At 64.4% G+C, this 26,284-nt stretch carries 33 protein-coding genes and 1 pseudogene; 28 read left to right on the top strand and 6 right to left on the bottom strand.

The window, feature by feature from the left end; genetic code table 11:
* Positions 1-68 precede the first annotated feature (68 nt).
* From nifD to V5F66_RS21335, 9 genes are all read left to right on the top strand, one after another.
* Entirely contained in the window at positions 69-1,574 is a 1,506-nt protein-coding gene (nifD, locus tag V5F66_RS21295; RefSeq protein ID WP_011995767.1) for a nitrogenase molybdenum-iron protein alpha chain, read from the top strand.
* A gap of 86 nt (positions 1,575-1,660) precedes the next feature.
* Positions 1,661-3,220 carry a nitrogenase molybdenum-iron protein subunit beta gene (gene nifK, locus V5F66_RS21300; RefSeq protein WP_011995768.1) on the top strand — a complete coding sequence of 520 codons (1,560 nt, stop codon included), beginning with the start codon at positions 1,661-1,663 and terminating at the stop codon, positions 3,218-3,220.
* Between the two features lie 120 nt (positions 3,221-3,340).
* Complete coding sequence (nifE, locus tag V5F66_RS21305) at positions 3,341-5,242, top strand: nitrogenase iron-molybdenum cofactor biosynthesis protein NifE (protein ID WP_394009454.1); 1,902 nt, start codon at positions 3,341-3,343, stop codon at positions 5,240-5,242.
* A 9-nt stretch (positions 5,243-5,251) separates the two neighbouring features.
* Entirely contained in the window at positions 5,252-6,679 is a 1,428-nt protein-coding gene (gene nifN, locus V5F66_RS21310; RefSeq protein ID WP_394053953.1) for a nitrogenase iron-molybdenum cofactor biosynthesis protein NifN, read from the top strand.
* A 24-nt stretch (positions 6,680-6,703) separates the two neighbouring features.
* On the top strand, positions 6,704-7,099 hold the full coding sequence (nifX, locus tag V5F66_RS21315; protein ID WP_011995771.1) for a nitrogen fixation protein NifX: 396 nt from the start codon (positions 6,704-6,706) through the stop codon (positions 7,097-7,099).
* Between the two features lie 8 nt (positions 7,100-7,107).
* Entirely contained in the window at positions 7,108-7,578 is a 471-nt protein-coding gene (locus V5F66_RS21320) for a NifX-associated nitrogen fixation protein (RefSeq protein WP_011995772.1), read from the top strand.
* Between the two features lie 15 nt (positions 7,579-7,593).
* Positions 7,594-7,794, top strand: a complete 201-nt coding sequence (locus tag V5F66_RS21325) for a CCE_0567 family metalloprotein (RefSeq protein WP_011995773.1) — start codon at positions 7,594-7,596, stop codon at positions 7,792-7,794.
* 18 nt (positions 7,795-7,812) lie between these two features.
* Complete coding sequence (fdxB, locus tag V5F66_RS21330; RefSeq protein ID WP_011995774.1) at positions 7,813-8,109, top strand: ferredoxin III, nif-specific; 297 nt, start codon at positions 7,813-7,815, stop codon at positions 8,107-8,109.
* A 143-nt stretch (positions 8,110-8,252) separates the two neighbouring features.
* Positions 8,253-8,921, top strand: a complete 669-nt coding sequence (locus V5F66_RS21335; RefSeq protein WP_011995775.1) for a nitrogen fixation protein NifQ — start codon at positions 8,253-8,255, stop codon at positions 8,919-8,921.
* Between the two features lie 238 nt (positions 8,922-9,159).
* Here V5F66_RS21335 and V5F66_RS21340 read toward each other — a convergent pair whose 3' ends face one another.
* The 4 genes from V5F66_RS21340 to V5F66_RS21355 form a co-directional block, all read right to left on the bottom strand.
* Positions 9,160-9,477 (bottom strand): hypothetical protein, encoded by a 318-nt coding sequence (locus V5F66_RS21340; protein ID WP_011995776.1) that lies wholly within the window; start codon positions 9,475-9,477, stop codon positions 9,160-9,162.
* Positions 9,478-9,482: 5 nt separating this feature from the next.
* Positions 9,483-9,734, bottom strand: coding sequence for a hypothetical protein (locus V5F66_RS21345; protein ID WP_011995777.1), 252 nt, complete (start codon positions 9,732-9,734; stop codon positions 9,483-9,485).
* A 12-nt stretch (positions 9,735-9,746) separates the two neighbouring features.
* A complete protein-coding gene (locus V5F66_RS21350; protein WP_011995778.1) occupies positions 9,747-10,607 on the bottom strand; it encodes a sulfurtransferase in 861 nt (286 codons plus the stop codon).
* Positions 10,608-10,725: 118 nt separating this feature from the next.
* Positions 10,726-11,187, bottom strand: coding sequence for a hypothetical protein (locus tag V5F66_RS21355; RefSeq protein ID WP_011995779.1), 462 nt, complete (start codon positions 11,185-11,187; stop codon positions 10,726-10,728).
* A gap of 319 nt (positions 11,188-11,506) precedes the next feature.
* Here V5F66_RS21355 and V5F66_RS21360 point away from each other — a divergent pair, with 319 nt between their 5' ends.
* Positions 11,507-13,150 (top strand): flavin monoamine oxidase family protein, encoded by a 1,644-nt coding sequence (locus tag V5F66_RS21360; protein WP_394094679.1) that lies wholly within the window; start codon positions 11,507-11,509, stop codon positions 13,148-13,150.
* 11 nt (positions 13,151-13,161) lie between these two features.
* On the top strand, positions 13,162-13,623 hold the full coding sequence (locus V5F66_RS21365) for a Rieske (2Fe-2S) protein (RefSeq protein WP_011995781.1): 462 nt from the start codon (positions 13,162-13,164) through the stop codon (positions 13,621-13,623).
* A 357-nt stretch (positions 13,624-13,980) separates the two neighbouring features.
* On the opposite strand, the gene V5F66_RS21370 is transcribed toward V5F66_RS21365, so the two are convergent.
* Positions 13,981-14,568, bottom strand: coding sequence for a hypothetical protein (locus V5F66_RS21370; RefSeq protein ID WP_011995783.1), 588 nt, complete (start codon positions 14,566-14,568; stop codon positions 13,981-13,983).
* Positions 14,569-15,045: 477 nt separating this feature from the next.
* Here V5F66_RS21370 and V5F66_RS21375 point away from each other — a divergent pair, with 477 nt between their 5' ends.
* The 17 genes and pseudogenes from V5F66_RS21375 (at position 15,046) to V5F66_RS21455 (ending at position 25,593) form a co-directional block, all read left to right on the top strand.
* Entirely contained in the window at positions 15,046-15,366 is a 321-nt protein-coding gene (locus tag V5F66_RS21375) for a HesB/IscA family protein (RefSeq protein ID WP_011995784.1), read from the top strand.
* Positions 15,367-15,431: 65 nt separating this feature from the next.
* A pseudogene (locus V5F66_RS21380) lies at positions 15,432-15,698 on the top strand (NifU family protein); the annotation flags it as partial.
* A gap of 138 nt (positions 15,699-15,836) precedes the next feature.
* Positions 15,837-17,039 (top strand): cysteine desulfurase NifS, encoded by a 1,203-nt coding sequence (gene nifS, locus V5F66_RS21385; RefSeq protein WP_394053951.1) that lies wholly within the window; start codon positions 15,837-15,839, stop codon positions 17,037-17,039.
* 186 nt (positions 17,040-17,225) lie between these two features.
* A complete protein-coding gene (gene nifT / locus V5F66_RS21390) occupies positions 17,226-17,441 on the top strand; it encodes a putative nitrogen fixation protein NifT (RefSeq protein ID WP_011995787.1) in 216 nt (71 codons plus the stop codon).
* Between the two features lie 6 nt (positions 17,442-17,447).
* The gene (locus V5F66_RS21395; RefSeq protein WP_011995788.1) at positions 17,448-18,320 is read left to right on the top strand and encodes an SIR2 family NAD-dependent protein deacylase; all 873 of its coding nucleotides are present in this window, start codon (positions 17,448-17,450) and stop codon (positions 18,318-18,320) included.
* 316 nt (positions 18,321-18,636) lie between these two features.
* Positions 18,637-20,199, top strand: coding sequence for a nitrogenase cofactor biosynthesis protein NifB (nifB, locus tag V5F66_RS21400; RefSeq protein WP_011995789.1), 1,563 nt, complete (start codon positions 18,637-18,639; stop codon positions 20,197-20,199).
* A 120-nt stretch (positions 20,200-20,319) separates the two neighbouring features.
* Entirely contained in the window at positions 20,320-20,544 is a 225-nt protein-coding gene (locus V5F66_RS21405; protein ID WP_011995790.1) for a 4Fe-4S binding protein, read from the top strand.
* A gap of 11 nt (positions 20,545-20,555) precedes the next feature.
* Positions 20,556-20,870 (top strand): HesB/IscA family protein, encoded by a 315-nt coding sequence (locus V5F66_RS21410; RefSeq protein WP_011995791.1) that lies wholly within the window; start codon positions 20,556-20,558, stop codon positions 20,868-20,870.
* A 102-nt stretch (positions 20,871-20,972) separates the two neighbouring features.
* Positions 20,973-21,512 carry a tetratricopeptide repeat protein gene (locus tag V5F66_RS21415; RefSeq protein ID WP_041574993.1) on the top strand — a complete coding sequence of 180 codons (540 nt, stop codon included), beginning with the start codon at positions 20,973-20,975 and terminating at the stop codon, positions 21,510-21,512.
* A complete protein-coding gene (locus tag V5F66_RS21420) occupies positions 21,502-22,281 on the top strand; it encodes a 4Fe4S-binding leucine-rich repeat protein (RefSeq protein ID WP_011995793.1) in 780 nt (259 codons plus the stop codon). The genes V5F66_RS21415 and V5F66_RS21420 overlap by 11 nt, the downstream gene beginning before the upstream one ends.
* Positions 22,278-22,604, top strand: a complete 327-nt coding sequence (locus tag V5F66_RS21425) for a nitrogen fixation protein NifZ (protein WP_011995794.1) — start codon at positions 22,278-22,280, stop codon at positions 22,602-22,604. The genes V5F66_RS21420 and V5F66_RS21425 overlap by 4 nt, the downstream gene beginning before the upstream one ends.
* Positions 22,604-22,846, top strand: coding sequence for a nitrogen fixation protein NifZ (locus V5F66_RS21430; protein WP_041576209.1), 243 nt, complete (start codon positions 22,604-22,606; stop codon positions 22,844-22,846). Before V5F66_RS21425 ends, V5F66_RS21430 begins: the two co-directional genes overlap by 1 nt.
* A gap of 47 nt (positions 22,847-22,893) precedes the next feature.
* Positions 22,894-23,223, top strand: coding sequence for a DUF3024 domain-containing protein (locus tag V5F66_RS21435; RefSeq protein WP_011995796.1), 330 nt, complete (start codon positions 22,894-22,896; stop codon positions 23,221-23,223).
* A gap of 88 nt (positions 23,224-23,311) precedes the next feature.
* Positions 23,312-23,575 carry a hypothetical protein gene (locus tag V5F66_RS21440; RefSeq protein ID WP_011995797.1) on the top strand — a complete coding sequence of 88 codons (264 nt, stop codon included), beginning with the start codon at positions 23,312-23,314 and terminating at the stop codon, positions 23,573-23,575.
* On the top strand, positions 23,575-24,777 hold the full coding sequence (locus tag V5F66_RS21445; RefSeq protein ID WP_011995798.1) for a DegT/DnrJ/EryC1/StrS family aminotransferase: 1,203 nt from the start codon (positions 23,575-23,577) through the stop codon (positions 24,775-24,777). The genes V5F66_RS21440 and V5F66_RS21445 overlap by 1 nt, the downstream gene beginning before the upstream one ends.
* 51 nt (positions 24,778-24,828) lie before the next feature.
* The gene (locus V5F66_RS21450) at positions 24,829-25,143 is read left to right on the top strand and encodes a ferredoxin (protein ID WP_011995799.1); all 315 of its coding nucleotides are present in this window, start codon (positions 24,829-24,831) and stop codon (positions 25,141-25,143) included.
* 225 nt (positions 25,144-25,368) lie between these two features.
* Complete coding sequence (locus V5F66_RS21455) at positions 25,369-25,593, top strand: hypothetical protein (RefSeq protein ID WP_011995800.1); 225 nt, start codon at positions 25,369-25,371, stop codon at positions 25,591-25,593.
* Between the two features lie 330 nt (positions 25,594-25,923).
* Here the strand turns inward: V5F66_RS21455 and grxD are convergent, their stop codons facing one another.
* Positions 25,924-26,256, bottom strand: coding sequence for a Grx4 family monothiol glutaredoxin (grxD, locus tag V5F66_RS21460; RefSeq protein WP_011995801.1), 333 nt, complete (start codon positions 26,254-26,256; stop codon positions 25,924-25,926).
* Positions 26,257-26,284 lie beyond the last annotated feature (28 nt).

Raw genomic sequence — 26,284 nt, forward strand, 5'->3', positions numbered from 1 at the left:
CAGCGAGGCCGGCCCCAATTGCGGGGTCGGCCTTCATCTGGCACCCAAAACGAGAGCGAGATTGCGAAATGAGCTTGGCCCAACCGCAAAGCGTTGCTGAAATCAAGGCGCGTAACAAAGAACTCATCGCGGAAGTTCTCAAGGTTTATCCCGAGAAGACCGCGAAGCGCCGCGCGAAGCACCTCAACGTCCACGAATCCGGCAAGTCCGATTGCGGCGTGAAGTCGAACATCAAGTCCATCCCGGGCGTGATGACGATCCGCGGCTGCGCGTATGCCGGTTCCAAGGGCGTGGTGTGGGGTCCCATCAAGGACATGATCCACATCTCCCACGGCCCGGTGGGCTGCGGCCAGTACAGCTGGGCCGCCCGCCGCAACTACTACATCGGCACGACGGGCATCGACACCTTCGTGACCATGCAGTTCACCTCGGACTTCCAGGAAAAGGACATCGTCTTCGGCGGCGACAAGAAGCTCGCCAAGATCATGGACGAAATCCAGGACCTGTTCCCGCTGAACAACGGCATCACCGTCCAGTCCGAGTGCCCGATCGGCCTCATCGGCGACGACATCGAGGCCGTGTCCAAGGCGAAGTCCAAGGAATACGACAACAAGACCATCGTGCCGGTCCGCTGCGAGGGCTTCCGCGGCGTGTCCCAGTCGCTCGGCCATCACATCGCCAACGATGCGATCCGGGACTGGGTGTTCGACAAGATGGACCCGAATGCGGCCCCCCGCTTCGAGCCGTCCCCGTATGACGTCGCCATCATCGGCGACTACAACATCGGTGGCGACGCTTGGTCTTCGCGCATCCTGCTCGAGGAAATGGGCCTGCGCGTGATCGCCCAGTGGTCCGGCGACGGCTCGCTTGCCGAGCTCGAGGCGACCCCGAAGGCGAAGCTGAACGTCCTGCACTGCTACCGGTCCATGAACTACATCTCCCGCCACATGGAAGAGAAGTTCGGTATCCCGTGGTGCGAGTACAACTTCTTCGGCCCGTCCAAGATCGCCGAGTCGCTGCGTAAGATCGCCGCTTACTTCGACGACAAGATCAAGGAAGGCGCCGAGCGCGTCATCGCCAAGTACCAGCCCCTCATGGACGCGGTCATTGCCAAGTACCGTCCGCGGCTCGAGGGCAAGACCGTCATGCTGTACGTGGGCGGCCTGCGTCCCCGTCACGTGATCGGCGCCTACGAAGACCTCGGCATGGAAGTGGTCGGCACCGGCTACGAGTTCGGCCACAACGACGACTATCAGCGCACCGCCCAGCACTACGTCAAGGATGGCACGATCATCTATGACGACGTGACCGGCTATGAGTTCGAGAAGTTCGTCGAGAAGGTGCAGCCCGATCTCGTCGGCTCGGGCATCAAGGAAAAGTACGTGTTCCAGAAGATGGGTGTGCCGTTCCGGCAGATGCACTCCTGGGACTATTCCGGCCCGTATCACGGCTATGACGGCTTCGCCATCTTCGCCCGCGACATGGACATGGCCATCAACTCCCCCGTCTGGAAGATGACCAAGGCTCCGTGGAAGCAGGCTCCCGCGCAGCCGGGCCTGCTCGCGGCCGAGTGACCGCCTGAGCCCGAACGCCCCTCCCCTTTTTGGGGAGGGGCACCTGGCGGGCTTGATCCGTTTTGACCCACCCATAGGGGTTCGAGATGCCACAGAATGCAGATAACGTGCTCGATCACTTCGAGCTGTTCCGCGGTCCCGAGTACCAGCAGATGCTGGCCAACAAGAAGAAGCTGTTCGAGAACCCCCGCGACCCCGCCGAAGTCGAGCGCGTCCGCGAGTGGGCCAAGACTCCCGAGTACAAGGAAAAGAACTTCGCCCGCGAAGCTCTGACCGTGAACCCGGCCAAGGCCTGCCAACCGCTCGGCGCCGTGTTCGCCGCCGTGGGCTTCGAGCAGACCATCCCCTTCGTGCACGGCTCGCAGGGTTGCGTCGCTTACTATCGCTCGCACTTCTCGCGTCACTTCAAGGAGCCCAGCTCCTGCGTGTCCTCTTCCATGACGGAAGACGCGGCGGTGTTCGGCGGCCTGAACAACATGATCGACGGCCTCGCCAACACCTACTCCATGTACAAGCCGAAGATGATTTCGGTCTCCACCACCTGCATGGCGGAAGTCATCGGTGACGACCTGAACGCCTTCATCAAGACCGCCAAGGAAAAGGGCTCGGTTCCCCAGGAATACGACGTTCCCTTCGCCCACACCCCGGCATTCGTCGGCAGCCACATCACCGGCTACGACAACGTGCTGAAGGGCATCTTCGAGCACTTCTGGGACGGCAAGGCCGGCACCGCGCCGAAGCTCGAGCGCGTCCCGAACGAGAAGATCAACTTCATCGGCGGCTTCGACGGCTACACCGTCGGCAACCTGCGTGAAATCAAGCGCCTGTTCGGCCTGATGGGCGTGGAATACACCATCCTCGCCGACAATTCCGAAGTGTGGGACACCCCCACCGACGGCGAATTCCGCATGTATGACGGCGGCACGACCCTGGAAGAGGCGGCCGATGCGCTGCACGCCAAGGCCACCATCTCCATGCAGGAGTTCTGCACCGAGAAGACCCTGCCGCTGATCGCGAACCACGGCCAGGAAGTGGTTGCCTTCAACCACCCGGTGGGCGTGAAGGGCACCGACGAGTTCCTGATGGCGATCTCCCGCATCTCCGGCAAGGAGATTCCGGAAGCCCTCGCCAAGGAGCGCGGTCGTCTGGTTGACGCCATCGCCGACTCCAACGCCCACATCCACGGCAAGAAGTTCGCCATCTACGGCGATCCCGACCTCTGCATGGGCCTGGCGGCCTTCCTGCTTGAGCTCGGTGCCGAGCCGACCCACGTGCTTGCCACCAACGGCAACAAGAAGTGGGCCGACAAGATGCAGGAACTGTTCGACTCTTCCCCGTTCGGCCAGAACTGCCAAGTCTATCCCGGCCGTGACCTTTGGCACATGCGTTCGCTGCTCTTCACCGAGCCGGTGGACTTCCTGATCGGCAACACCTACGGCAAGTATCTCGAGCGCGACACGGGCACCCCGCTGATCCGCATCGGCTTCCCGGTGTTCGACCGTCACCACCATCACCGCCGTCCGGTGTGGGGTTATCAGGGCGGCATGAACGTGCTGATCACCATCCTCGACAAGATCTTCGACACCATCGATCAAAACACGATCGTCCCGGCGAAGACCGACTACTCGTTCGACATCATCCGTTGATCGCAGAAGTCTGACGACAATCGATCCGGCCCGGGGCCCCGCCCGGGCCGGATCGAACAGGAGCCTGCCCTTTTCGGAAGTTCTGATCTTTACACAGCCCGCTTCTCGAAGGAGAGATCCATGAGCTCGGTTTCCGCTACGATCCAGGAAGTCTTCAACGAGCCAAGCTGCGCGAAGAACCAGAACAAATCGGAAGCGGAAAAGAAGAAGGGGTGCACTAAGCAGCTCCAGCCCGGCGGTGCCGCCGGCGGCTGCGCCTTCGACGGCGCCAAGATCGCCCTCCAGCCCCTGACCGACGTCGCCCATCTCGTGCACGGCCCGATCGCCTGCGAGGGCAACAGCTGGGACAATCGCGGCGCGAAGTCGTCGGGCTCGCAGATTTGGCGGACGGGCTTCACCACGGACATCAACGAGACCGACGTGGTGTTCGGCGGTGAGAAGCGCCTGTTCAAGTCGATCAAGGAAATCATCGAGAAGTACAATCCCCCCGCCGTCTTCGTCTACCAGACCTGCGTGCCCGCCATGATCGGCGACGACATCGACGCGGTCTGCAAGGCGGCAAAGGAGAAGTTCGGCACGCCGGTGATCCCGGTGAACTCGCCCGGCTTCGTGGGTCCGAAGAACCTCGGCAACAAGCTCGCGGGCGAAGCTATCCTCCAGCACGTCATCGGCACCGAGGAGCCGGAATACACCACGCCCTACGACCTGAATATCATCGGTGAATACAATCTGTCCGGTGAATTGTGGCAGGTGAAGCCGCTGCTCGACGAGCTCGGCATCCGCATCATGGCCTGCATCTCCGGCGACGGGCGCTACAAGGATGTGGCCTCCTCGCACCGCGCCAAGGCGGCGATGATGGTGTGTTCCAAGGCCATGATCAACGTGGCCCGCAAGATGGAGGAGCGCTACGACATCCCCTTCTTCGAGGGCTCCTTTTACGGCATCCAGGACTCGTCCGACTCGCTCCGCGAGATTGCCCGCATGCTCATCGAGCGCGGCGCCGATCCCGAGCTGATGGACCGCACCGAGGCCCTCATCGAGCGCGAGGAGGCGAACGCCTGGGCCGCCATCGCCAAGTACAAGCCCCGCTTCAAGGACAAGAAGGTGCTGCTGATCACCGGCGGCGTGAAGTCCTGGTCGGTGGTAGCGGCGTTGCAGGAAGCCGGCCTCGAGCTGGTGGGCACTTCCGTTAAGAAGTCAACCCGGGAGGACAAGGAGCGCATCAAGGAGCTCATGGGGCAGGACGCCCACATGATCGACGACATGACGCCCCGTGAAATGTACAAGATGCTGAAGGACGCGAAGGCCGACATCATGCTCTCGGGCGGCCGCTCGCAGTTCATCGCACTCAAGGCCGCCATGCCGTGGCTCGACATCAACCAGGAGCGCCACCACGCCTACATGGGCTATGTGGGCATGGTGAAGCTGGTCGAGGAGATCGACAAGGCGCTCTACAATCCCATCTGGGAGCAGGTGCGCAAACCCGCCCCGTGGGACAATCCGGCCAACAACTGGCAGAACCGCGCCATCGCCGAGATGGAGGCGGAAGCCGCCGCGCTCGCCGCCGATCCGGTGGCCGCCGAGAAGGCGCGCCGGGCCAAGAAGATCTGCAACTGCAAGAGTGTCGACCTCGGCACCATCGAGGACGCCATCGCCGCCCACGGCCTCACCACCGTGGAAGGCGTGAAGACCCACACCAATGCCTCCGGCGGCTGCGGCGCATGCGCCGGTCGCATCGAGGAGATCTTCGAGGCCCGTGGCCTGGTGCCGGCGGAAGAGCCGGAACTCGATCCGGTCGCGGCGGAGGCCAAGCGCCGCGCCAAGAAGGTCTGCAATTGCATGAGCGTGGATGTGGGCACCATCGAGGATGCCATCCACGCCGGCGCTGCCAACCTCGCCGATGTGAAGGCGCAGACCAAGGCCACCGGCGGCTGCGGCGGCTGCGCCGAGCGCATCGAGGAAATGCTGGACGCGGCTGCTGCGAATGCCGACGCTCCGGTCACCCTCGTGGCAGCGGAATAGGAGGCCGGCATGGCGAAATTCGTCACGGGCAAGAAGGCCTGCGCGGTCAATCCGCTGAAGATGAGCCAGCCCATCGGCGGCGCGCTCGCCTTCATGGGGCTGCGCGGCGCCATGCCGCTGCTGCACGGTTCGCAGGGCTGCACGTCGTTCGGCCTGGTGCTGTTCGTGCGCCACTTCAAGGAGGCGATCCCGCTCCAGACCACCGCCATGAGTGAGGTCGCGACCGTGCTCGGCGGCCTCGACAATGTGGAGCAGGCGGTTCTCAACATCTACAACCGGACCAAGCCGGAGATCATCGGCATCTGCTCCACCGGCGTCACCGAGACCAAGGGCGACGACGTGGACGGCTATATCAAGCTGATCCGTGCCAAGTATCCGCAGCTTGCCGACTTCCCCATGGTCTATGTCTCCACGCCCGACTTCAAGGACGCCTTCCAGGACGGCTGGGAGAAGACGGTCGCGAAGATGGTCGAGGTGCTGGTGAAGACGCCGGAGGCGGAGACCAAGCGCGATCCCAAGCGCATCAATGTGCTGCCGGGCTGTCACCTGCAGCCCGGCGACCTCGACGAACTGCGCACCATCTTCGAGGATTTCGGGCTTGAGCCGTCCTTCCTGCCGGATCTCGCCGGCTCGCTCGACGGGCACATTCCGGACGACTTCACCCCCACCACCATTGGCGGCATCGGGGTGGAGGAAATCGCCACCATGGGCGAGGCATCCTGGACCATCGCCATCGGCGCACAGATGCGCCGGGCGGCCGAGGCCATGGAGAAGAAGACCGGCGTGCCCTATCGGCTGTTCGAGCGGCTGTGCGGGCTCGGTCCGAACGATGAATTCTTCATGTTCCTGAGCGAGATCTCGGGACGCGAGGTGCCTAAGAAGTATCGCCGGCAGCGGGGCCAGCTGGTGGATGCCATGCTGGACGCCCACTTCCATCTGGGCGGCCGCAAGCTCGCCATCGGTGCCGAGCCGGACCTCCTGTTCGACGTGGCGTCCATGCTCCACGAGATGGGCACCCATATCACCACAGCGGTCACCACCACCCAGTCGCCGGTGTTCGAGCAGCTGGAGGCGGATGAGGTTCTGCTCGGCGATCTCGAGGACCTGGAGACGCTGGCGAAGGAACGCGGTTGCGACCTGCTGCTGACCCATTCCCATGGCCGGCAGGCGGCGGAGCGGCTCAACATTCCGTTCCACCGCATCGGCATTCCCATGTTTGACCGCATCGGCGCCGGCCACCGCATGATCGTGGGCTATCGCGGCACGCGCGAGCTGATCTTCACGCTGGCGAACCTGTGCATCGCTGATCACGAGGCGAACCACGACGTAACGCCTGACACCTGGAAAAATCCGTGGGACGGGGATGGTCACGGCCACGCCCATGCCCCAGCGGTGACGCCCACCCACGGCACTGCCGTGAGCACGTCCCACCACTAAGAACGAGCAGAGGCGCACCCTCCCATGAAAGTCGCATTTGCAACCCAAGACCTCAAACGGGTCGATGCCCATTTCGGGTGGGCCAAGAACATCGCCATCTACGAGGTGGGTCCGGAAAGCCATCATTTCGTGGAAGCCATCGAGTTCGACGGCGACCTGAAGGAAGACGGCAACGAGGACAAGCTCGCCCCGAAGATCGAGGCGATCAAGGATTGCGCGATCCTCTACGTGGCTGCCATTGGCGGTTCGGGCGCGGCGCGGGTGGTGGCCAACAACATCCACCCCATGAAGGTGAACCAGCCCGAGGAGATCGAAGACCTCATCGAGAAGCTGGCCACGGTGCTGCGCGGCACGCCTCCGCCCTGGCTTCGCAAGGTGATGTCGAAGGGCCAGGAACGTACTTTCGATTTTGATGAATGAGGATTGACATGTCCGAAGCAGCGCAAGTGATCGAGCCGGTATCGGCCGAAGACAATCCCTTCATCAAGCAACTCATCAAGGTCTGGCGTGCCCAGGACACCCATGGTGCTTGGGAAGGCAAGGCGGACCTGGATCTCATCGCCGACTATATCGTCGACAAGGAGGCGCGGCGCGCCCTGCCCATCATCGGTGATCCCGATCCCGAGACCATCTGGCGCATGGAGCTGTTCTTCAATGCCGTGTGCCTGCTGATCGAGCGGGAGACCAAGGTGATGATCACCCCCATGCTGAAGATGAGCCACGAGGGCTTCGGCCGCATGGTGCTCATCGGCGGCCGGCTGATCGTGGTCAACAAGCAGCTGCGCGACGTTCACCGCTATGGTTTCGACAATCTTGGCAAGCTTGCCGAGGAGGGGACGAAGTTCGTGTCCTCGGGTGTCGAGATGATCCGGAAGTTTCCGGAAGTGGCCAACTACTGAAAATCGGGTGCACCCATGAGCGACGTGGAAGAACTCAAGGCCGAAATCAAGAAGCTGTCCGCCAAGGCGACGCAGGCAAAAATGGACCTCCACGATCTGTCCGAGGAACTCCCCATCAGCTGGGAGACGATCATGGATGTCGCCAAGAGGGCGCACAGCGCCTTCGCCGAGCTGGAAAAGAAGCGCGCGGACCTGAAGGCACTTGAGGCCGCCTAACCTGAAGGCTTTTTCGAAATGTCCAACGAAACCCGAGATGGTCGAGCCTGGCAGCCAGACTATTTGCTCGATATCGATGCTGACAAGTGCATCGGTTGCGGGCGCTGCTTCAAGGTCTGCGGCCGGGACGTGATGACGCTGAAGGGCATCAACGAGGACGGCGAAGTCGTCTCACTCGATGATGACGAGGACGACGAGGTCGAGAAGAAGGTGATGGTCATGAACGACACGGGCGCCTGCATCGGTTGCGGTGCATGCGCGCGCGTCTGCCCGGCCAACTGCCAGGTTCATGGTCACGAGCAGGCCGCGGCCTGATTGCTCTCGCCGATAGCGGATTTGTTTTGAAGCGGAAGGGCGATGGGCTTTGCTCATCGGCCTTCCGCGGCCCGCACGGCGCTTGAGGCAAATCCATTCGGCACCGATCTCAGGCCGGTGTCGTTGGTTGAAGGAGTGGGTCCATGGCCGCCGAAGAGGTCTATGACTGGTTGATTGCTTCATCGACCGCTTCGGCCGGCGATCCTTCGGACGTGCATGTGGCGGCCTCCATCGCCGCCGTCGCCTTTGCCGAGGCGGAAGAGGACGGGCGCCATTGCCTCGAGGCTCTGGGCCTGGAGAAGGGCGCCTTCCTCGATCTAGCCCGCATCCTGTTTCCCGACGCGGTTGAAGCGCTGGATCGGCGTATCGAGGGGCGTTCGATCTCGGTCGAGGCGGAAGAGCAGTCGATCCGTGATATTCTGGGCATCTATTCTTCCGATGCCGGGCGGCTGCAGACCCATTTCATCGCTATGATCGCGCGGCGCTGCCAGTCCCCTCACCACCTGTGGCAGGACCTGGGGCTCAGGGACCGGGCGGAGCTGCGGGAACTCATGACGCGCCGCTTTGCGCCGCTGGCGCAGAAGAACCGGCAGGACATGAAGTGGAAGAAGTTCCTCTACCGCATGGTCTGCGGGTCGGAGGGCTTCACTTTGTGCGCGGCGCCGGTGTGCTCGGACTGCGACGAATTCCACGTCTGCTTCGGCGCCGAGGACGGGGAATCGCGCCTCGCCCGGAACCGCAATGCCGCCGCCAATGCCAACGTGCCGCTCGGCCAGTTGGGCGTCGATGCATTGCCGGACGCCGCCGAATAGGGCGGTTGCCGCGCGAGTCTGATCAAGCCCGACATGCCATCGGGCTGAGGATCTTGTTCCCCTGCAATCGAAGCTCGTCGGTCAGGTGGGCGCACGCCGGCCTGGCCGGCGCTAGCGCGTCTGCGAACCCCATCGCATCCAGGAACGGCTAGCCGTCCTCGCCCATGAAAAAGCCCGGCGCCGAGGATCGGGCCGGGCTGTTCTCGGGGCTCAGGTAATCAAATGGCGGCAGTTGCCGTCACTCGATGCCTTCGCTGCGGGCGCGCCACATCATCGCGATGCGGAAGCGCTCGTTGATGGCGGCAGGGCTGGCGAGGATCTCGGCCTCAGCCTCCTTGAAGGCCTTTTCCACCAGCGCGGCTTCTTCCTTGGTCAGAGTCACGCGGCCGGCAAGGTGGGTTGCCTCCGGGTGGACCGACCAGATCTTGCGGCAATTGGGATGCAGCTTGATCTCGGTGAGGTCAAAGGATTCAAGTTGTCCGTCGAGGAGAATGGCGAGGCCCGAAACTTCGAGCTTGCGCCCGTCCGAAGTGGTCTTGATGAGCGTGGTAGCCATTTGCGTCACCCGTCCTGAGCTGCGAGCCAACTGTAACCGCCCTGGTCCCAGAGCTGCGCCAGTAATTGATCCGAACTCCAGTCCGGAAATTGAGACTTCACGGTTTCATAGTCACCGCGAAAGCGCTCCGCGTCCTCTCCGGAAAGATCCGCAGTGAGGCCGTCCGGCTTGAAGCGGAGCACGAAATGGGTGTTGTCGTCCGAGGCGAGAAGGGTGAACTCCTCGCCGTCGCTGATGAGGGGCAGAAGATCGGCCATCGGTTGCTCCCGTCAGGCCGCGGCGGCCGCCGGAGTGTCTTCGGCAAGGCCCCATTCGGCCCACGAGCCGTCGTAGAGCGCCGCCGTCTTGTTGCCGAGGATGAACAGCGCGAGCAGCACCACAGCCGAAATGGTGCCGGAAGCGCAGGTCGCCACAACCGGCTTGGCGATGTCGATGCCGGCGGCGGAGAAACGAGCCGCCAGCGCGTCGGGCTGGATCAGCTCGCCGCTTTCTTCGACGATCAGGTCGCCCCAGGGCAGGTTGACCGAGCCGGGGATGTGGCCCTTTTTCTTCACCGGGAACACGTCGTCCTGGGTGCCGGCAAACTTGGCAGGCCCGCGCGCGTCGACGACCTGGTCGGCCTTGCTGGCGACATTGGCCACCATCTCGCCGAGGTTGCGCACGAGTGCCGGATTGAAGGTCGCTGTGAAGGTCTTGGGCTCCGGCCGCACGGGCGACATGTCGGAGGGCTTCTTCTCCTTCACCCATTTGCCGTAGCCGCCGTCCAGCACGGCCACGTCGTCGTAGCCGAAGCTGCGGAACATCCACCACACCCGGGCCGCGGCCGCACCGCCGCACAGGCGATCATAGACCACGATCTTGTCGCCGTCGGCGATGCCAAGAAGGCCGACCTTCTTGGCGAACTCCGCGGCGGGCGGAAGCATGTGGGGGAGGGGATTGGTCTTGTCGGCCACATGATCGATGTCGAAATGCACCGAGCCGGGAAGATGACGCCCGCGATACTGGGTCTTCCCGTCCATATTGCTGCTTTCATGCAGCCAGGTGCAGTCCAGGATCTTCACGTCCGGCGCTTCGAGATGCTCGGCCAGCCATTCGGTGCTTACCAACGGTCCGGGAAGAACGGTGGACATGACGCGGGTCTCTCCCTGTCGAGGTTCGGACATCGGGTGCTTGTCAGGCCCGCCGGGCGTGTAGCCCGGCAGACAATCTTGAAATGGCGGCCCGCTTTGGCCGCTCCACAAGGCTTGTTCAGCGCACCTTGGGCAGGCTGTAGCCGGGGCGCGGGTGGGCGTCGTAGTAGTCGACGCGCTCGGGCCAGCCGCCTTCGGGGTTGAACTTGAACTTCACCACCTTCACCGGCGCGTTGGCGGAGAAGGAGACTTCCGAGAACTTGATCTCGCGGTCGCCGGGGCCGGCGGAGAAGTCAGCCACCACCTTGCCGTCGGCGGTCACCGCGCGGGCAAAGCCCGGGGTGCCCACGTCGCTGGCGTTCACCGTCTCGGCGACGAAGCTCGCCACTTCGGAGCCGTCCTCGGACGGGGTGCCGAAGGCCGGCGTGGCGAACGTGAAGGCGACGAGCTTGCCGCTGCGGTCCACCGCATGGTCGGCGGTCACGGGGCGGGCCACGGAATAGACGGTGAGGGTGCCGCCCGCCAGCAGCTCCTTGATCTCCTCGAGGGAGCGGCTTGCGAATTCCGACGCGACGATCATGGCAATCTCCACTAGACAATCAGGTGTGACGAACGGTCCCCCTGGTGGATCAATTTTCGTGCCAGTCGCGACCGTGCCCCCGGACGCCCTTCCTCGCGTACCGACCAGATGCCGCAAACCCTTGTCCGCAAGCGCTTCCCAGCCGGCATGTCGGGGCCGGGCCGCCGTGTCGGAGGTCGTCGGCGGCTTGTCGGAAATGCGTCGCACATCGCGGGAAATGCGACGCGGACCCTGCCGGGGGCGCCATAAACCGCCCCAATCCAGCTGTGCGCGAATCTTGCAAGGGCTCCAAAAACGCGACACGCAGGGGATGTAATCCATGCTGGACACGGCGATCATCGGCGGCGGGCTATGCGGCCTCGCCCTGGCGCGGAGCCTCAAGAAGGCCGGCCGCAGCCTGACCCTGTTCGAGGCGCGCGCCCGTCTCGGCGGACGCATCCTCTCCGCGGTGCCGGCCACCACCGGTGAGGCGCTGGATCTCGGCCCCACCTGGTTCTGGCCCGATACCCAGCCGCTCATTACCGCCTTCGTGTCGGAACTGGGCCTGTCCAGCTTCGCCCAGCACGACGAGGGGGCGGTGCTCCACCTCACCGAGGCCGACAAGGGCCCGCAGGGCTTCGAGCAGCAGGTGCATGGCGGCGCGCGGCGCGTGGCCGGCGGCATGGCACGGCTGGTGGCCACCCTCGCCGATGGCCTGGGGGAAGAGGACATCCGCCTCGGCCACGTGCTCCACAAGGTGGAGGACAAGGGTGACCATGTGGTGCTCACCTTCCGCGTGGACGACGCCTTCCTCACCATCGAGGCCCGGCATGCGGTGATCGCGCTGCCGCCGCGCTTGGTGGCGGAAACCGTGCGCTTTGCGCCGGACCTCGACATGGCCACCCGCGACGCTATGGGCGCGGCCCCCACCTGGATGGCCGCCCAGGCCAAGGTGGTGATGGCTTATTCCTCCCCCTTCTGGCGGGAAGCCGGCCAGTCCGGCAACGCCTTCGTCACTCATGAGCAGGCGGTGGTTGGCGAGATCTTCGACGCATGCGACGCCACCGGCACCAAGGCGGCGCTGGGCGGCTTCCTCAGCTTTCCACCGGACTTGCGGGAGGCCTTCCTGGTTGGCCTGCCCATGCTCATGGACAGCCAGCTGGTGCAGGTGTTCGGGAGCGCCGCCGAGGGCGGCGAGCAGCTGTACCAGGACTGGGCGTTGGAGCCTTTCACCTGCTCCGCCCGCGACCGGGCCGAGCCGCAGGGCGAGCACGTGGCTTTCTCCAATCCCCTGCTGCGCCGCCCGCTGTGGGACGGACGACTCTATCTCGGCGGCTCCGAGACCGCGACCCAGGGCGCCGGCTATCTGGAGGGCGCGCTCGAGGCGGCCCGGCGCATCGAACGGGCGCTTGCCCGCGCGCGCGCCGAGGAGGATGAGGTGGTCCTGCCGGAAGGTCTTCCGGTGAATGCGGCGAGCCTCGCACGCTTCGCGACCTGGGTGGCGACGCTGAACGATGCGGCCTTCGAGGCCTATCGGGTGCGGCTCAACCGGGCACTGGCCGCCCAGCAGCGCGAGCAGCTGACCCAGCGTGCCATGCTCGGCGCCATCGAGGACATCTACGAGCGCGCTGCGGACATGCTCGACACCCTGCCCTTCGACATGGCGGGCGTCCCGGTGGAAAAGGGCCGCTCGGCGCTGATGAGCGACGTGCAGGCGCCGTTCCGCGACTTCATCCAGACCCTGCTCGACGACATCATCGCCTTCAACCGCACCTCCTGCGCCCTTTCCAATTTCCCCGGCGAGCATCATTTGTCGAAGGACTATGTGCAGACCATCCTGCGCGACGTGGCGGCCGCCTGGCGCGACTTCTGCCTTGCCGCCAACCGCCGCCTGCTGGCCAAGGCCGAACGGGCGGCGGCGGGCAATGCCCTTCCCCCCGGCGCGGGTCCCCGCAAGGGCCCGATCCTGACGAGTGCATCGTGAACGAGGACAAGATGGAACCCAGCATCGCCGAAGAAAACGGGCCTGAAGGCGTCGTCGCCTACGTCGTCTGCTCCATGAGCGACATTCCGAGCCAGCGCGCGCGGGGGTTCGAGCTGATGAAGGTGGAGGACGGTGTCGAGAAGCCGTTCAACCTCATTGTCGTGCGTTGGGGCCGGCAGGTGTTCGGCTATGTCAATCTGTGCCCCCATGACGGCGTGAAGCTGGACTGGGAGCGCAACCAGTTCCTGGATCCCAACGGCATCCGCCTGATGTGCGGCAAGCACGGCGCCCTGTTCGAGCTGGGCACCGGCGTGTGTATCGAGGGGCCGTGCAAGGGTCGCAGCCTCACACCGGTGGCGCTGAGCATCATCGACAACGACATCTGCGTGACCGGGGTGACGCTGGCCGAGGAAGAAGAAGACGAGGATGATGAGGAGATCACCTCGTGCTCCGACGAGGGCGGCGGCGTCTGAAAGCGTTATCCGGCGGCGGCTTCCTTGAGGCCGTCGCATCACCTGCGGAGCGGCTGCCCTGCTGAGGGGCTGCAAGGAGCCTTGGCGCCCGGAAGGGCGCGTCTTCGGCGAGCACGGGCAGGCGGCGGGATATCAAGATCCGGCTGCGGTCCTGCGGGACAATGAACGGCATTCGGACGACACGCCGAACGGCACCAGGCCAGGACATATGGTGTTGAAACCGCTTGTGGCGCTCGAACCTCGAACCTCGATCGCACCCAAATGATATCTTTTCGGGCCCATAGCCCCAAACGTCACGGGCCCTCGCGGCATTGCCGGCGAGGGCCCGGTTCTGGCTCTTTAGTCAGATGGGCTGGATCAGACCGGACGGTTCTCGTTGCGGTTCTTCACCGGCTCCATGAGCGAGACGCCCTTTTCATAGGTGATTGTCTCGTAGTCCTCGTGCCAGCCGAGGGCGGCGTCGAGCACCTTGTCGGTCTTGCCACCGGTGTCCAGCTTCTTGATGTCGTTCTTGTCGATGCTCAGGAGCTCGGTCATCTCCTTCCACACCGTGGATTCATCGCAAGGCAGGACGTAGAAGGTCTTGTTGCCGTAGGTGACGCGATACTTCGCGAGCAGGTCGATGTTGTTGCAGAACAGGAAATACTTGCCGTCGGGGGCAAGCGCATCGCCGAGCACGTCCGCGACATCGGAGAGGTAGGCGAAGTTCTGCAGGTAGCCGGCCAGCACGGGGATGGTGGGCTTGCCATCCTCGGCGAAGGTGATGACCTGCTCCATAGTGTATTCCGGCGGACGCTTCTCGTCGGCCACCTGCTGCTGGAACTTCAGGGCGATGTCGCCGCGGAAGTCAAAACGGCCAGGCTTGGTCGGCTGCTTGAGCACGGCATTCAGGAGGCGCCCCTCTTTATCCAGCCGGCCCAGGGGGGTGTTCTCGATCGCAGTCATCAAAAAAGTCTCCGGTTCAGCACACAACTCTCAGACGGTCTCAGACGGGCGCGAGCAGGGGCGCACCTTCGTGGGCTCGAAGGCGCCGCTCTCCGCCGAACCCCGTTCGGCGTGCCGCCCGCGCAAGGGGGCAGGCGCGTCCACCATGCAAGCCCTTTGCCGCGCCGCGGCGCGGCGGCCGCAGCGGGGGCGAAGCGCGACAATCAGCCATCCCCGAGGTGGCCGGGAGCCGGCCCGATGGCGCAAGCAATGGCGCCAAATCAGGGTCCGCAGGGGCATCCGGATGGGGGCGGCGATGGTCCGGACCCGCCGCTCCAGAGCGCGCAGGAAGCCGCCGCCGACCATGTCCGGAATCGGACACGCGTCGCAAAGACAACAGCTGAATTCCGGAAAAATCAGGCAAATCAGTCCGTTGCTATCTGGCACGGCGCTTGCTGGATGGAGGGCCGAAGCAACCTCTCAAGCGAAGGTCGAGCGATGATCAATTTGACCGACAGCGCCTTGCATGCGGTCCGGGACGCGATCCTGGGCGCCGATCAGCCGGTCAGCGGGCTGCGCATCATGGTCGAGACGGGCGGCTGCGCCGGCTACCAGTACAAGATGGGCCTCGTCAGCGACGCCGAGCCCGACGATACGGTGGTTGAGCGCGAGGGCGTGAAGGTGTTCGTGGACAACCAGAGCCACGAGCTGCTTGCCGGCACCGTCATCGACTTCGTCGTGGCCCTGGAGGGCTCCGGCTTCACCTTCGAAAATCCGAACGCCACCTCGAGCTGCTCCTGCGGCAAGTCCTTCGGCTGAAGTCCTTCAGACGAAGCTGGAACTGACCGTACGGGTTGAACTCAATTCAGATAGAGGACGCAGCGATGTTGGTCGAGACCGAAGAGTGCGCGCCGCTCACCCAGCAAGCCAAGCGTGAGGCGATCATCCGCGAGGTGATCGAGGAGATCCGTCCCAATCTCAAGCGGGATGGCGGCGACTGCGAGCTCGTCGAAATCGACGGCAACAAGGTCATGGTGAAGATGACCGGCGCCTGCGTCTTCTGCAAGCTGGCGAGCGAGACCATCGAGGGCATCCAGACCAAAATCGTGGAGCGCCTGGGCGAGCTGATCCGGCTCATCCCGGTGGCCGGCGCGCAGAACAAGCCGTTGGTGAGCCTGAAGGGCATCGCGCCGGCTCCGACCGCCGCGCCGGTGGCTCCGGCCCCCGCCGTCCCCTCGCCGACGCGCTGAGGGACGAGCCAAAGTTTAGACGATCGAAGGGGTGATGCCGTGCGGCCCGTCTATCTCGACAACAACGCGACGACACGGACCGACCCCGCTGTGGTCGAGGCCATGCTGCCGTTCTTCAGCGAGCATTTCGGCAACGCCTCCTCCACCCACGCCTTTGGTGAGCACGTGGGCGAGGCGCTGAAGAAGGCGCGCAAGCAGCTCCAGGCGCTGCTTGGCGCCGCCTTTGACCACGAGATCATCTACACCTCCGGCGGAACGGAAGCTGACAATGCGGCCATTCTTTCCGCGCTGGAGACGCAGGAAGGCCGGGACGAGATCGTCACCACCACGGTGGAGCATCCGGCGATCCTGACCCTGGTCGCGCATCTGGAAAAGACGCGCGGCATCAAAGTGCATCTCATCGGTGTGGACCGCCATGGGCGGCTCGATCTCGATGCCTACGCCAAGGCATTGTCACCGAAGGCCGCTCTCGTCTCGGTGATGTGGGCCAACAACGAGACAGGAACCCTCTTCCCCGTGGCTGAGCTTGCAGAGCAGGCGAAGGCCGTCGGCGCCCTGTTCCATACCGACGCGGTGCAGGCGGTGGGTAAGGTGGCCATCGACCTGAAATCCACAGCCATCGACATGCTGTCCCTGTCCGGCCACAAGCTGCACGGGCCCAAGGGCATCGGCGCGCTCTATGTGAAGAAGGGGGTGAAGTTCCGCCCCCTCATCCGCGGCGGCCATCAGGAGCGCGGGCGACGCGGCGGCACCGAGAATGTGCCGGGCATCATCGGGCTCGGCGCTGCTGCGGACCTCGCCCTCCAGTACATGGAGGAGGAGCGCACCCGCGTGAAGGCCCTGCGCGACCGCCTCGAGCAGGGCATCCTCCAGCGGGTGAGCAACACCCTGCTCAATGGCGATGGCGACAACCGCCTGCCCAACACCGCCAACATCGCGTTCGAATATCTCGACGGCGAGGCAGTGCTGCACAATCTCAACAAGGCCGGAGTTGCCGCCTCCACCGGCTCGGCCTGCACCTCAGGCTCCACCGAGCCGTCCCATGTGCTGCGGGCCATGAACCTGCCGGCCACTGCGCTCCATGGCGCCCTGCGCCTGTCGCTTTCCCGCGAGAACACGGGGGAGGACGTGGACCGGGTGCTGGAAGCGCTGCCGGAGATCGTCACCCGCCTGCGCGCCATGTCGCCGGCCTGGCTGGCGCGGGAGGGTGCGGACGGCGCGGCGGTGGCCAGTCATGTCTAGCTTTCATCCGGGGCGCGAGTGCGGCGGACGCACGCCCACCGGCGTCGCCTTCGCGATGGCAAGCGCGTGCCCGATGCCGGCCGACGTGGCGGCCGCCGGGTCCATCAGAAACGTCCCCGACCGGCATCGCAAGGATGTCGGCGCGGGTCACAGCGGCGAGTCCAGGCCGATCGAGGAGCCAGTTGTATGAAGATTATGATTCGCCGTTCTCCGGAGATGGGCCTGTCCATCTACGTTCCCAAAAAGGACCTTGAGGAGCCGATCGTCGAGACCGAGCACGAGACCCTGTGGGGCGGCTGGATCAAGATCGCCAACGGCTGGGTGCTTGATCTGCCGGAGATGGCCGAGGGCACGACCCTCCCCATCACCGTGAACGCGAAGAAGCGCGGCGAGGAGGAGTGAGCTGACATGAATATTTCCGTCGCCAATATCGAGACGCTGAAGCTCGCCGACGCCGAAGCCGTCCTGAAGGACGTGGCGGCGGAGCTGGTCGCCGGCAAGGCCGCGCCCTATCTGGGGCCCGGCCTGCTGGAGCTGTCGTCGCCCGCCATCCCGGTGACGCCGGAGGGCCTTGCGGCCTTCTTCGGCACCAAGGTGGCACTGCCCAAGCGCGCCAAGGGCAACGCCTGGGCCTCCGCCCAGCACATCGAGAGCATGAAGCACCGCTCCACCGTGTCGGCCCTCATGGCCGAGGCGTTTGCCCCGCCTGTGCCGCCGCTGCCGTTCCACACCTTCCTCGCCGGCCTGAACCTGCCGCTGATCGTGGACACCTGGTACGACGGCGCCATGCGTTCGGCGCTGGAAGGCCGCGAGGGCTGGGGCGAAGCGCAGGGCATCACCCGGGCTGGCATCGGCGAGGATCGCTGGTATCGCTTCTATGATGCTGCCGGCAACGAGACCGACCGGGCGGCGGCCGAGACCTGGACGACCGTGCTCTACAAGCCCCACGGCAGCGTCGCGCCGGCCAAGAACTGGCTGATCTCCGACGCCGACTATGTCGAGGTTCTCACCGAGATCGACATCCAGACGCCGATCCCCGACGTGGTGAAGAACCGCCGCACCGAGCGCAGCTTCCTGTTCCTCGGCTGTCGCTTCCACGACCAGATGCTGCGGACCTATGCGCGCCAGGTGACAAAGCGTTCGCGTCTGCCCCATTTCGCCATCGTGGACGAAGCGGTGCTGACCAAGAACGAGCTGCGCTTCCTGCTGACGCACGCCATCACGCCCATCGCCATGCCACTGCCCAAGGCGCTGGACATCATCATGTCGGTCGCCGCCTGATCCTTCCGGCGATCCAAGCACTTCAGAGAGCATGTCCCCGCGGGGACATGCTCTCTTTGCTTTTTAGGCGTCCTTTCCGAGGCTTCGCGCGCGCATTGATCCAGATCAACATTGCGGACGAAACCCAACGCGCGAGCATGTAACTTTCCCAACATGTCGTTCTCCATGTGACGCGTGTTGTTAAGCCGACAGCTGGGCGACAATTTATAACTGTTTGAAAATCATTACGTATTTTTCCGTAGCCCTAGTGGCACGCCAGTTGCTCATCCCTGTCCAAGGATTTTTTTGGATCCTGCTGGAAGCGAGGAGCAGTTTCATGCACGCGTCGACACAGCACGAGACGACCGAAGTCGGTGTGGCCGACAAGCTGGCCGAAGTCATGCAGGCGAAGGCCGAACACCAGGGTTGCGGCACGTCCGGCGGCTCGGGCAAGGCCAGCTGCGGTTCGTCCGCCGGTCAGGGCGACCTGCCCACCGAGATCTGGGAGAAGGTGAAGAACCATCCCTGCTATTCTGAAGAAGCCCACCACCACTATGCGCGTATGCATGTTGCCGTTGCCCCGGCGTGCAACATCCAGTGCAACTACTGCAATCGCAAGTATGATTGCGCCAACGAATCCCGCCCCGGCGTGGTGTCCGAGAAGCTGACGCCCCAGCAGGCGGCGAAGAAGGTGCTCGCGGTCGCCTCCACGATCCCGCAGATGACCGTGCTGGGCATCGCCGGCCCCGGCGACCCGCTCGCCAATCCGGAGAAGACCTTCCAGACCTTCGAGCTGATCAACCGGACCGCCCCGGACATCAAGCTCTGCCTGTCCACCAACGGCCTGGCCCTGCCTGACCACGTGGACACCATCGCCGGCTTCAACGTCGACCACGTGACCATCACCATCAACATGGTGGACCCGGAAGTCGGCGCGAAGATCTATCCGTGGGTGTTCTGGAAGCACAAGCGCTACACCGGCTATGAGGCCGCCAAGCTCCTCACCGACCGGCAGATGCTGGGCCTCGAGATGCTCACCGAGCGTGGCATCCTCTGCAAGGTCAACTCGGTGATGATCCCCGGCATCAACGACAAGCACCTTGTCGAAGTGAACCGGGCGGTGAAGTCCCGCGGCGCGTTCTTGCACAACATCATGCCGCTCATCTCGGCGCCCGAGCACGGCACCGTGTTCGGCCTCAACGGCCAGCGCGGCCCGACGGCCCAGGAGCTCAAGGCGCTCCAGGATTCGTGCGAAGGCGAGATGAACATGATGCGGCATTGCCGCCAGTGCCGCGCCGACGCCGTGGGCCTCCTCGGCGAGGATCGGTCCGCCGAGTTCACCACCGACAAGATCATGGCCATGGAGGTCAACTACGACCTCGACAGCCGCAAGGCCTACCAGGCCCTGGTCGAGGAAGAGCGCGTGGCGAAGGTCGCCGCGAAGCAGGAAGAGATGGAGGCCCTCGCCGGCGAGCAGAGCGACATCAAGCTCCTCGTGGCCGTGGCCACCAAGGGCTCGGGCCTCATCAACGAGCACTTCGGCCACGCCAAGGAGTTCCAGGTGTGGGAGCTCTCCACCGCGGGCGCCAAGTTCGTCGGCCATCGCCGCGTCGACCTGTATTGCCAGGGCGGCTACGGCGAGGAGGACAGCCTCGAGACCATCATCCGCGCCATCAACGACTGCCATGCGGTGTTCGTGGCCAAGATCGGCGGTTGCCCGAAGGCTGACCTCGTCAAGGCCGGCATCGAGCCGGTGGACGGCTTCGCCCACGAGTTCATCGAGAAGTCGGCCATCACCTGGTTCAAGGACTACCTCAACAAGGTGAAGACCGGTGAGATCGTCCATGCGGAGCGCGGCGACGCCGAGATCCGTCAGGGCGCCCTCATCAACGCGGCCTGATCCTGCCCGCACCAACCAGATCCGCCCAGGCCGCAATGGCCTGGGCGGATCTCCCTGAAGTCCACGCCAACAGACCGTCCGGCCGACCTGATCGCGCGCTCGGCATCCAAGGAGCATCCCATGACGTTGAAAATCGTGGCGTCGCAGTGCACGAGCTGCTCGGCCTGTGAACCGGAATGTCCCAACGTGGCCATTTCCGAGAAGAACGGGACGTTCGTGATCGACCCCAAGAAGTGCACCGAGTGCATCGGCCACTTCGACGTGCCCCAGTGCGCCGCGGTCTGCCCGGTCGACGATACCTGCGTCATCGACAACGCCTATCCGCGCTATCAGCCCACCGCGTGAGGAGAGACGCGATGAACTTCACGATGACCCGTTCGGCCCAGCGCTTCATCCGCATGATGATCATGGCCGACGGCGGTCCCAGCGCCGGCTTCCGGATGCATGTGACCCCCGGTGGATGCTCCGGGCTCAATGCCGAGATCGCCGTGCTGCAGGAGCCCTCGCCGGGCGATGCGGTGGTGGAGAAGGACGGCCTGAAGCTGTTCCTGCCGGCGGAAAGCCGCCTGCTGCTCGATGGCGTCACCATCGACTTCACCGACACGGCCGCCAAGACGGGCCTGGTGTTCCAGGACCCCAAGGCGACGACCTGCAGCTCGCACGCGCACTGATCTGGAACGATCCGGAGCGGCGCCTCCGCTCCGGATTTTGCTCGCTTTCAGGTGCCGTCCGTGGGGATGGCCGCGGGCGGAACGGGAAACGAGGGGACGGGAATGGAAGGCTCGCAGGTTTCAGGCGAACCGGATTTCCTCACCCCCGAGGCGCTCCTGGCGAGCGCCGTCATGGGGGGAGGGCTGCCGGAAGACGCACAGCATCATCTGTGGGAAGCCGGCCTCTCCTACCAGCAGGATGAAGTTGCGGAAGCCCATCTGCGGCAGGCCGAGGCACTGGCGCCAGGGCATGCCGCAGTGCTGATCGGTCTCTACCGCTTCTATTTCTACAAGGGCCGTCTTCGGGAATGCCTGGAGGTGGCCCGGGTGTGCCTGGCCAAGGCGCAGCGGGAGACCAATCTGCCGGCCGACTGGCGGGAGGTGCGCGCGCAGGATGCCGAATTCTCGCGCTACGACCGCCTGATGCCGCGCTTCTTCCTGTTTACGCTGAAGGGCTACGCCTACCTCAACATGCGCCTCGGCGACCTGGAGGAGGGGCGGGCCGCGGCGATGAAGCTGCTCGAGCTCGATCCCACCGACAAGATCGGTGCCAAGCTCTTGCTCGACGTGCTGAACAGAGCGGGGCAGGACGATGAAGACTGAAGACGACATCGACGAGGCCAAGACCTGGCTCGGGGAAGACGTCGATTGCTCCTCGTGCGCCCACCAGGATCTCCTGGCGGAGGGAAAGTGCCATCTGGGGCGGGCCTGCGTGAACGATCGCTACGCCCGGCGCATCGACCGCTTCTTCAACTGGAACCCGTCGCTCGCCAATTCCTATGTGCGGCACGACCATTTCGAGGTGCGGGCCATCGCGGCCAAGCACGCCGACGTGTTCGTCCTGCCGCCGCTTCTCAACGACCCGGAGGAGACGGTGCGCTGGAACGCGGCGCGGCGTTTGCCCAAGACCAAGATCCTGCCGCTGCGCTACGATCCCCATCGGGAGGTGCGCATCCGCATCGTGTCGCTGCTGGAGGACGCCGACCTCTCTCCCATGATGGCGGACGAGGATTACTACGTGCGCCTGGTGGTGGCACGGCGCATCGCGCCGCCGTTGCTCTCGCGCATGGTGGACGATCCCGAGGCCGAGGTGCGCCGCGTGGTGGCCCAGCGCCTGCCGTCGGAATGGCTGTTGTGCATGGTCAACGACCGCAGCCCGCAGGTCCGCCTGGAGGTGGCCCAACGCCTGGCGCCCGATCTTCTCTCCGCGCTCGTCGCCGATCCGGACTGGCGGGTGCGCTACGAGGTGGCGAGCCGCATTGCTCCCACCCAGGTGTCGCAGTTGATCGATGACGACGACGACTTCGTTCGCGAGGTCGCCCGGTCCCGCGCGCAGGCGGGCGGGGAGCTTTTGAGGGAGATGCCGCTATGAGCAACATTGTCCGTGACAGTGATGTGGTCGAAGTCTCAGAGCCGCCCTACTTCAATTTCGGCGAGAAGGTGAAGGCCAAGCGCGTCATTCGCAACGACGGCACCTATGCCGGAAAGGAAATCGGCGAGATCCTCGCGAAGAAGGGCGAGATCGGTTACGTCGTTTCCATCGGAACCTTCCTGCAGCAGTTCTATATCTACGGCGTCGAGTTCACGGAAAGCGGTAATCGCGTGGGCATGAAGCGCAAGGAACTGGAAAGCGCGATTCCGCGCGACGAAGAAGACATTCCCCTGCCCCCTATGCCCGGAGCACCCAGAGCATGATCCTCGAGCCGCGCAACCCCAAGTATCAGTGGGGCCAGAAGGTCAAGACGCTGATCGACCTTTACAATGACGGCTCCTATCCGGATTTCCCGGACGAGGCGCTGCTGGTCGGCCTCGGCACCACCGGCGAGATCGTGCAGGTGGGCACCCACACCGACACCAACACGCCGATCTATCTGATCGAGTTCACGGAACGCCTGGTGGTGGGGTGCCTCGAGGAAGAGATCTCCCCGCTCGAGTGAACAGCACGCGAAGCCCGCAGGGCTTGGATCTGGAAAGAGACGAGACGATGAGGCTGCCCGCTCATCCGAACGATCTCGACAAGAAGCGCATTGAGCGCGCTATCAAGGCGCGCAAGCGCTATCGCTATGTCACGCCCCGGGTGCTGGCCACCGAGGGCGGCTATCGCATCGAGAGCGCGTGCTGCTCGCGCAACGTCGATCCGGAGGGGGGCGTGGTCGACATCGCCCTCCTGCTGTTCGACGCGGAAGAGAGCGCCTGGCAGCTGTTCCGCAAGAACCATGGCACGCGGCTGTGGGAACTCGACAGCACCCATGACCGGCTGAAGGAGGTCCTGGATCTCCTCAACGACGATAGCGAACGCAAATTTTGGCAATGATCTAATTTGGCAATGATCCTGCATGGGGCTGTGGGACTGCGACAGACGACGCGGACGTGTCTCATCTTCGGCAAGGGAGAGTTAGGTTATGGCCCTCAGCGACAGCGACCTCACCGAGATCGAGCAGCTCCTCACGGGCGAGGCCGCGTCCGGCCCGGTCTTTGCCGAGCTGCGCCGCCGGTTTCCGGCCCTGTCCTGGACCCAGTGCGACGCCTCCGATGTCACGGAAGAGCCATTCCGCACCTATTCGACATACGACATCCACCTGCTCGACACCGCCGATCACTGCGCCCACATCACGCTCGATCCCGCGAGCGCGACCGGTGTCATTCTTGCCCGGCGGAGCGTGTGATGAGCGACATGGATCTCTTCGACGACGCCGACCTGCCCGCCGACGACGCGGGCGAGGAGGGGACTTCGATCCTGTTGTCGGATCCCGACATCACCATGATCGAGCTTCAGGCCGTGGCCGAGGCGCTGCAGGCGCCGCGCCTGTCCAGCGGCCCGACCGCCGAGGCATTCGAGGCGGCGTTCGCCGATTACCTCGGCCGCAAATATGCGGTGGCCGTGCCGAGCGGCACCATGGGCCTGCTCTACACCCTCAGGGCCTATGGCATCGGTCCGGGCGACGAGGTGATCTGCTCGCCCCATTCCTTCCGGGAGACGGTCCACGCCGTGAGCCTGTCGGGCGCGCGGCCGGTGTTCGCGGACATCGATTACTGGGCAGGAACGCTGGTTCCTGAAAAGGCCGCGGCCAAGATCACCGAGAAGACCAAGGCCATCGTTGCCGGCAATGCCAACGGCCATCCGGCGCCCTGGACCGCCTTCCAGGAGCTGGCGCGCGCGCACAAGCTCGTCCTCATCGAGGATTCCACCGAGGCCATCGGCTCACGCTACAAGGATGCGCTGGTTGGGTCGTTCGGCGACACATCCGTGTTCGATTTCTCACAGCCCTTCCCGCTGGTGTGTGGCGAGGGTGGCATGGTGGTGACCGACGACATCGACGTGGCGGTGGGGCTGCGGCGCTTCCGAGCCCACCGGCTCGATGAGCGTTCGTCGGTGGTGGTCTCCATGAGCGCGCCCTACCAGGGTGCCATGAGCGACGTGACCGCGGCGCTCGGCCTCGCCCAGCTGGGGCGGCTCGAGGAAATTCTCGAGCAGCGGCACACGGTGGAGCATCTTTACCAAAAGTACGTCCAGTCGTTCGAGGGCATCAAGGATCCCTTCATTGGCCCGGACGTGACGGAGGTGAACTGGTTTCTCTACGTGGTGCACCTGGGCACCCGCTTCTCCAAGTCGAGCCGGGATGCCATCGTGGACGACCTGAAGGTGGAAAAGGTGGAATCGGCCGCCTACAGCGCGCCGCTTCATCTGCAGCGTCATTACTTCGACCTCGGCTATCGCAAGGGCGACTTCCTCGTGACCGAGAAGGTGGCGGACCGGGCAATCGCCCTGCCGTTCCACACGCACCTGTCCGAGGACGAAATCGAGTTCATCGTCGCAACGATGAAGGATGCCTCGATCAACGTAGGGGCGGGCGCCGCCATCTACTGAAGGCAAACAATATTGCACCCAACACAAAAGTTGAAACGACAGGAGCTAATGATGTCCACGGTTACGTTGAAGGTTCTGCCCGCCGGAAAGACCATCGAAGTTGCGGAAGGTACGAACCTGCTCGAAGCGCTCATCACCGTCGAGCCGGGCCTTGCCGCGCGGCAGGCCTCGGACAAGGACGGCAGCGCGTCCCACGTCTTCGTGCAGGAGGGCCGCAAGGGTCTTTCGAAGACCTCGCGTGAGGAGAACGAGCTGCTCGACGCGATCGTGGGCGTGGGCTCGAAGTCCCGTCTGGCCAAGTACATCACCGTTCTCGGCACCGAGAACGTGACGGTGGAGCTCCTCGGCGAGTTCTCTGGCCTCTGATCGGATATGGAGCGCCCCGCCGGGTTGCGGGGCGCTCCCTCTGGGACGTCCTCACGGCAGGACAAAGAAAATCCGCCCTGCCGCTGGCACGACAGGACGGATGGGAAGATGCCGGACTGGCGCGGACGACCGTGCACGCCGGTAGACGTTTCTGTTTTTTAGGGTCGTCGCGAAGAGGGGATGGGGATCTGCCGGTTCGCGACGCGGTCAAAGTGGAGAAGCACGATGGACGCGGAAAAGGTTATCATTCACTCGCGGTTCGCCCCCAACGGCACGGTTGTGGAGATCAGCGAACGCCCCACGGGCCTCGACCCGCAGGACTGGTTCAACTTCCTGTCCTACCAGGCGGCGGACAGCTATCAGGCGCTGGCCGGTGGCCGTGGCGTCTTCCGTCTCACGCGCGTCGCGGTGGATGCGCTCAAGACCGAAGCAACCACCAAGGCTGCGTGATCAATCTGTCCGTATTGAAGCCGCCTGAGATGGGTGGCGCAATCCGGGCGATTACGTAGTCGTCCGCTTCAATCGTCCTTTCGAGGCGAGGCGGAAGCGTGAAGTGGTGCGATCAATGCTCCGGTGCGGCCTTCGGCTTCGCCGGAGCATCTTTGTTTATGGCCCTGTGAATTTCGGCCCTGTGAACTTCAGGTCAGAGCGCGGATGGCGGTGAGCCAGGTGTGCTCCGTACCGTAGACAACGGCGCCAAAGAAAACGGCCCGCCGGCAAGAGCGCCGACGGGCCGTCATTTTAAAACCCCGGCTCCCAGTGGGCGCCAGGACAGCTGCATCAGGCCACGGGGGCGGCCACACCCTTCTCGGCGAGGAGGGCGGTCAGCTCGCCCGCCTGGAACATCTCGCGCACGATATCGCAGCCGCCGACGAATTCGCCCTTGATGTAGAGCTGGGGAATGGTCGGCCAGTTGGAAAAGGCCTTGATCCCCTCGCGCACGAAGGGGTCCTGCAGCACGTCGACCGCGCGATAGGGCACGCCGACCTGGGCCAGCACCTGCACGACGGCGGAGGAAAAGCCGCACTGCGGAGCCGCGGGCACTCCCTTCATGAAGAGAACCACGTCGGCGGATGAAATAATGTCCTGGATACGTTCAGCTGAACTGGCCATGGCAACAACTCCGGTGCGAAGAATGGCG

The sequence above is a fragment of the Xanthobacter versatilis genome (assembly GCF_043193975.1).
Lineage (GTDB): Bacteria > Pseudomonadota > Alphaproteobacteria > Rhizobiales > Xanthobacteraceae > Xanthobacter > Xanthobacter autotrophicus_E.

Bases quoted from the DNA above. Each gene is read 5' to 3' on its own strand.
- V5F66_RS21365 (WP_011995781.1), top strand. From the start codon at position 13,162: ATGGAACCCAGCATCGCCGAAGAAAACGGGCCTGAAGGCGTCGTCGCC.
- nifK (WP_011995768.1), top strand. From the start codon at position 1,661: ATGCCACAGAATGCAGATAACGTGCTCGATCACTTCGAGCTGTTCCGC.
- V5F66_RS21445 (WP_011995798.1), top strand. From the start codon at position 23,575: ATGAGCGACATGGATCTCTTCGACGACGCCGACCTGCCCGCCGACGAC.
- V5F66_RS21345 (WP_011995777.1), bottom strand. From the start codon at position 9,734: ATGGCCGATCTTCTGCCCCTCATCAGCGACGGCGAGGAGTTCACCCTT.
- V5F66_RS21425 (WP_011995794.1), top strand. From the start codon at position 22,278: ATGAGCAACATTGTCCGTGACAGTGATGTGGTCGAAGTCTCAGAGCCG.
- V5F66_RS21325 (WP_011995773.1), top strand. From the start codon at position 7,594: ATGAGCGACGTGGAAGAACTCAAGGCCGAAATCAAGAAGCTGTCCGCC.
- V5F66_RS21375 (WP_011995784.1), top strand. From the start codon at position 15,046: ATGATCAATTTGACCGACAGCGCCTTGCATGCGGTCCGGGACGCGATC.
- V5F66_RS21405 (WP_011995790.1), top strand. From the start codon at position 20,320: ATGACGTTGAAAATCGTGGCGTCGCAGTGCACGAGCTGCTCGGCCTGT.
- fdxB (WP_011995774.1), top strand. From the start codon at position 7,813: ATGTCCAACGAAACCCGAGATGGTCGAGCCTGGCAGCCAGACTATTTG.
- V5F66_RS21410 (WP_011995791.1), top strand. From the start codon at position 20,556: ATGAACTTCACGATGACCCGTTCGGCCCAGCGCTTCATCCGCATGATG.
- V5F66_RS21320 (WP_011995772.1), top strand. From the start codon at position 7,108: ATGTCCGAAGCAGCGCAAGTGATCGAGCCGGTATCGGCCGAAGACAAT.
- nifT (WP_011995787.1), top strand. From the start codon at position 17,226: ATGAAGATTATGATTCGCCGTTCTCCGGAGATGGGCCTGTCCATCTAC.
- V5F66_RS21435 (WP_011995796.1), top strand. From the start codon at position 22,894: ATGAGGCTGCCCGCTCATCCGAACGATCTCGACAAGAAGCGCATTGAG.
- nifX (WP_011995771.1), top strand. From the start codon at position 6,704: ATGAAAGTCGCATTTGCAACCCAAGACCTCAAACGGGTCGATGCCCAT.
- grxD (WP_011995801.1), bottom strand. From the start codon at position 26,256: ATGGCCAGTTCAGCTGAACGTATCCAGGACATTATTTCATCCGCCGAC.
- V5F66_RS21415 (WP_041574993.1), top strand. From the start codon at position 20,973: ATGGAAGGCTCGCAGGTTTCAGGCGAACCGGATTTCCTCACCCCCGAG.
- nifN (WP_394053953.1), top strand. From the start codon at position 5,252: ATGGCGAAATTCGTCACGGGCAAGAAGGCCTGCGCGGTCAATCCGCTG.
- V5F66_RS21335 (WP_011995775.1), top strand. From the start codon at position 8,253: ATGGCCGCCGAAGAGGTCTATGACTGGTTGATTGCTTCATCGACCGCT.
- V5F66_RS21355 (WP_011995779.1), bottom strand. From the start codon at position 11,187: ATGATCGTCGCGTCGGAATTCGCAAGCCGCTCCCTCGAGGAGATCAAG.
- V5F66_RS21450 (WP_011995799.1), top strand. From the start codon at position 24,829: ATGTCCACGGTTACGTTGAAGGTTCTGCCCGCCGGAAAGACCATCGAA.
- nifE (WP_394009454.1), top strand. From the start codon at position 3,341: ATGAGCTCGGTTTCCGCTACGATCCAGGAAGTCTTCAACGAGCCAAGC.
- V5F66_RS21360 (WP_394094679.1), top strand. From the start codon at position 11,507: ATGCTGGACACGGCGATCATCGGCGGCGGGCTATGCGGCCTCGCCCTG.
- nifD (WP_011995767.1), top strand. From the start codon at position 69: ATGAGCTTGGCCCAACCGCAAAGCGTTGCTGAAATCAAGGCGCGTAAC.
- V5F66_RS21420 (WP_011995793.1), top strand. From the start codon at position 21,502: ATGAAGACTGAAGACGACATCGACGAGGCCAAGACCTGGCTCGGGGAA.
- V5F66_RS21440 (WP_011995797.1), top strand. From the start codon at position 23,312: ATGGCCCTCAGCGACAGCGACCTCACCGAGATCGAGCAGCTCCTCACG.
- V5F66_RS21370 (WP_011995783.1), bottom strand. From the start codon at position 14,568: ATGACTGCGATCGAGAACACCCCCCTGGGCCGGCTGGATAAAGAGGGG.
- V5F66_RS21340 (WP_011995776.1), bottom strand. From the start codon at position 9,477: ATGGCTACCACGCTCATCAAGACCACTTCGGACGGGCGCAAGCTCGAA.
- V5F66_RS21395 (WP_011995788.1), top strand. From the start codon at position 17,448: ATGAATATTTCCGTCGCCAATATCGAGACGCTGAAGCTCGCCGACGCC.
- nifB (WP_011995789.1), top strand. From the start codon at position 18,637: ATGCACGCGTCGACACAGCACGAGACGACCGAAGTCGGTGTGGCCGAC.
- V5F66_RS21350 (WP_011995778.1), bottom strand. From the start codon at position 10,607: ATGTCCACCGTTCTTCCCGGACCGTTGGTAAGCACCGAATGGCTGGCC.
- V5F66_RS21455 (WP_011995800.1), top strand. From the start codon at position 25,369: ATGGACGCGGAAAAGGTTATCATTCACTCGCGGTTCGCCCCCAACGGC.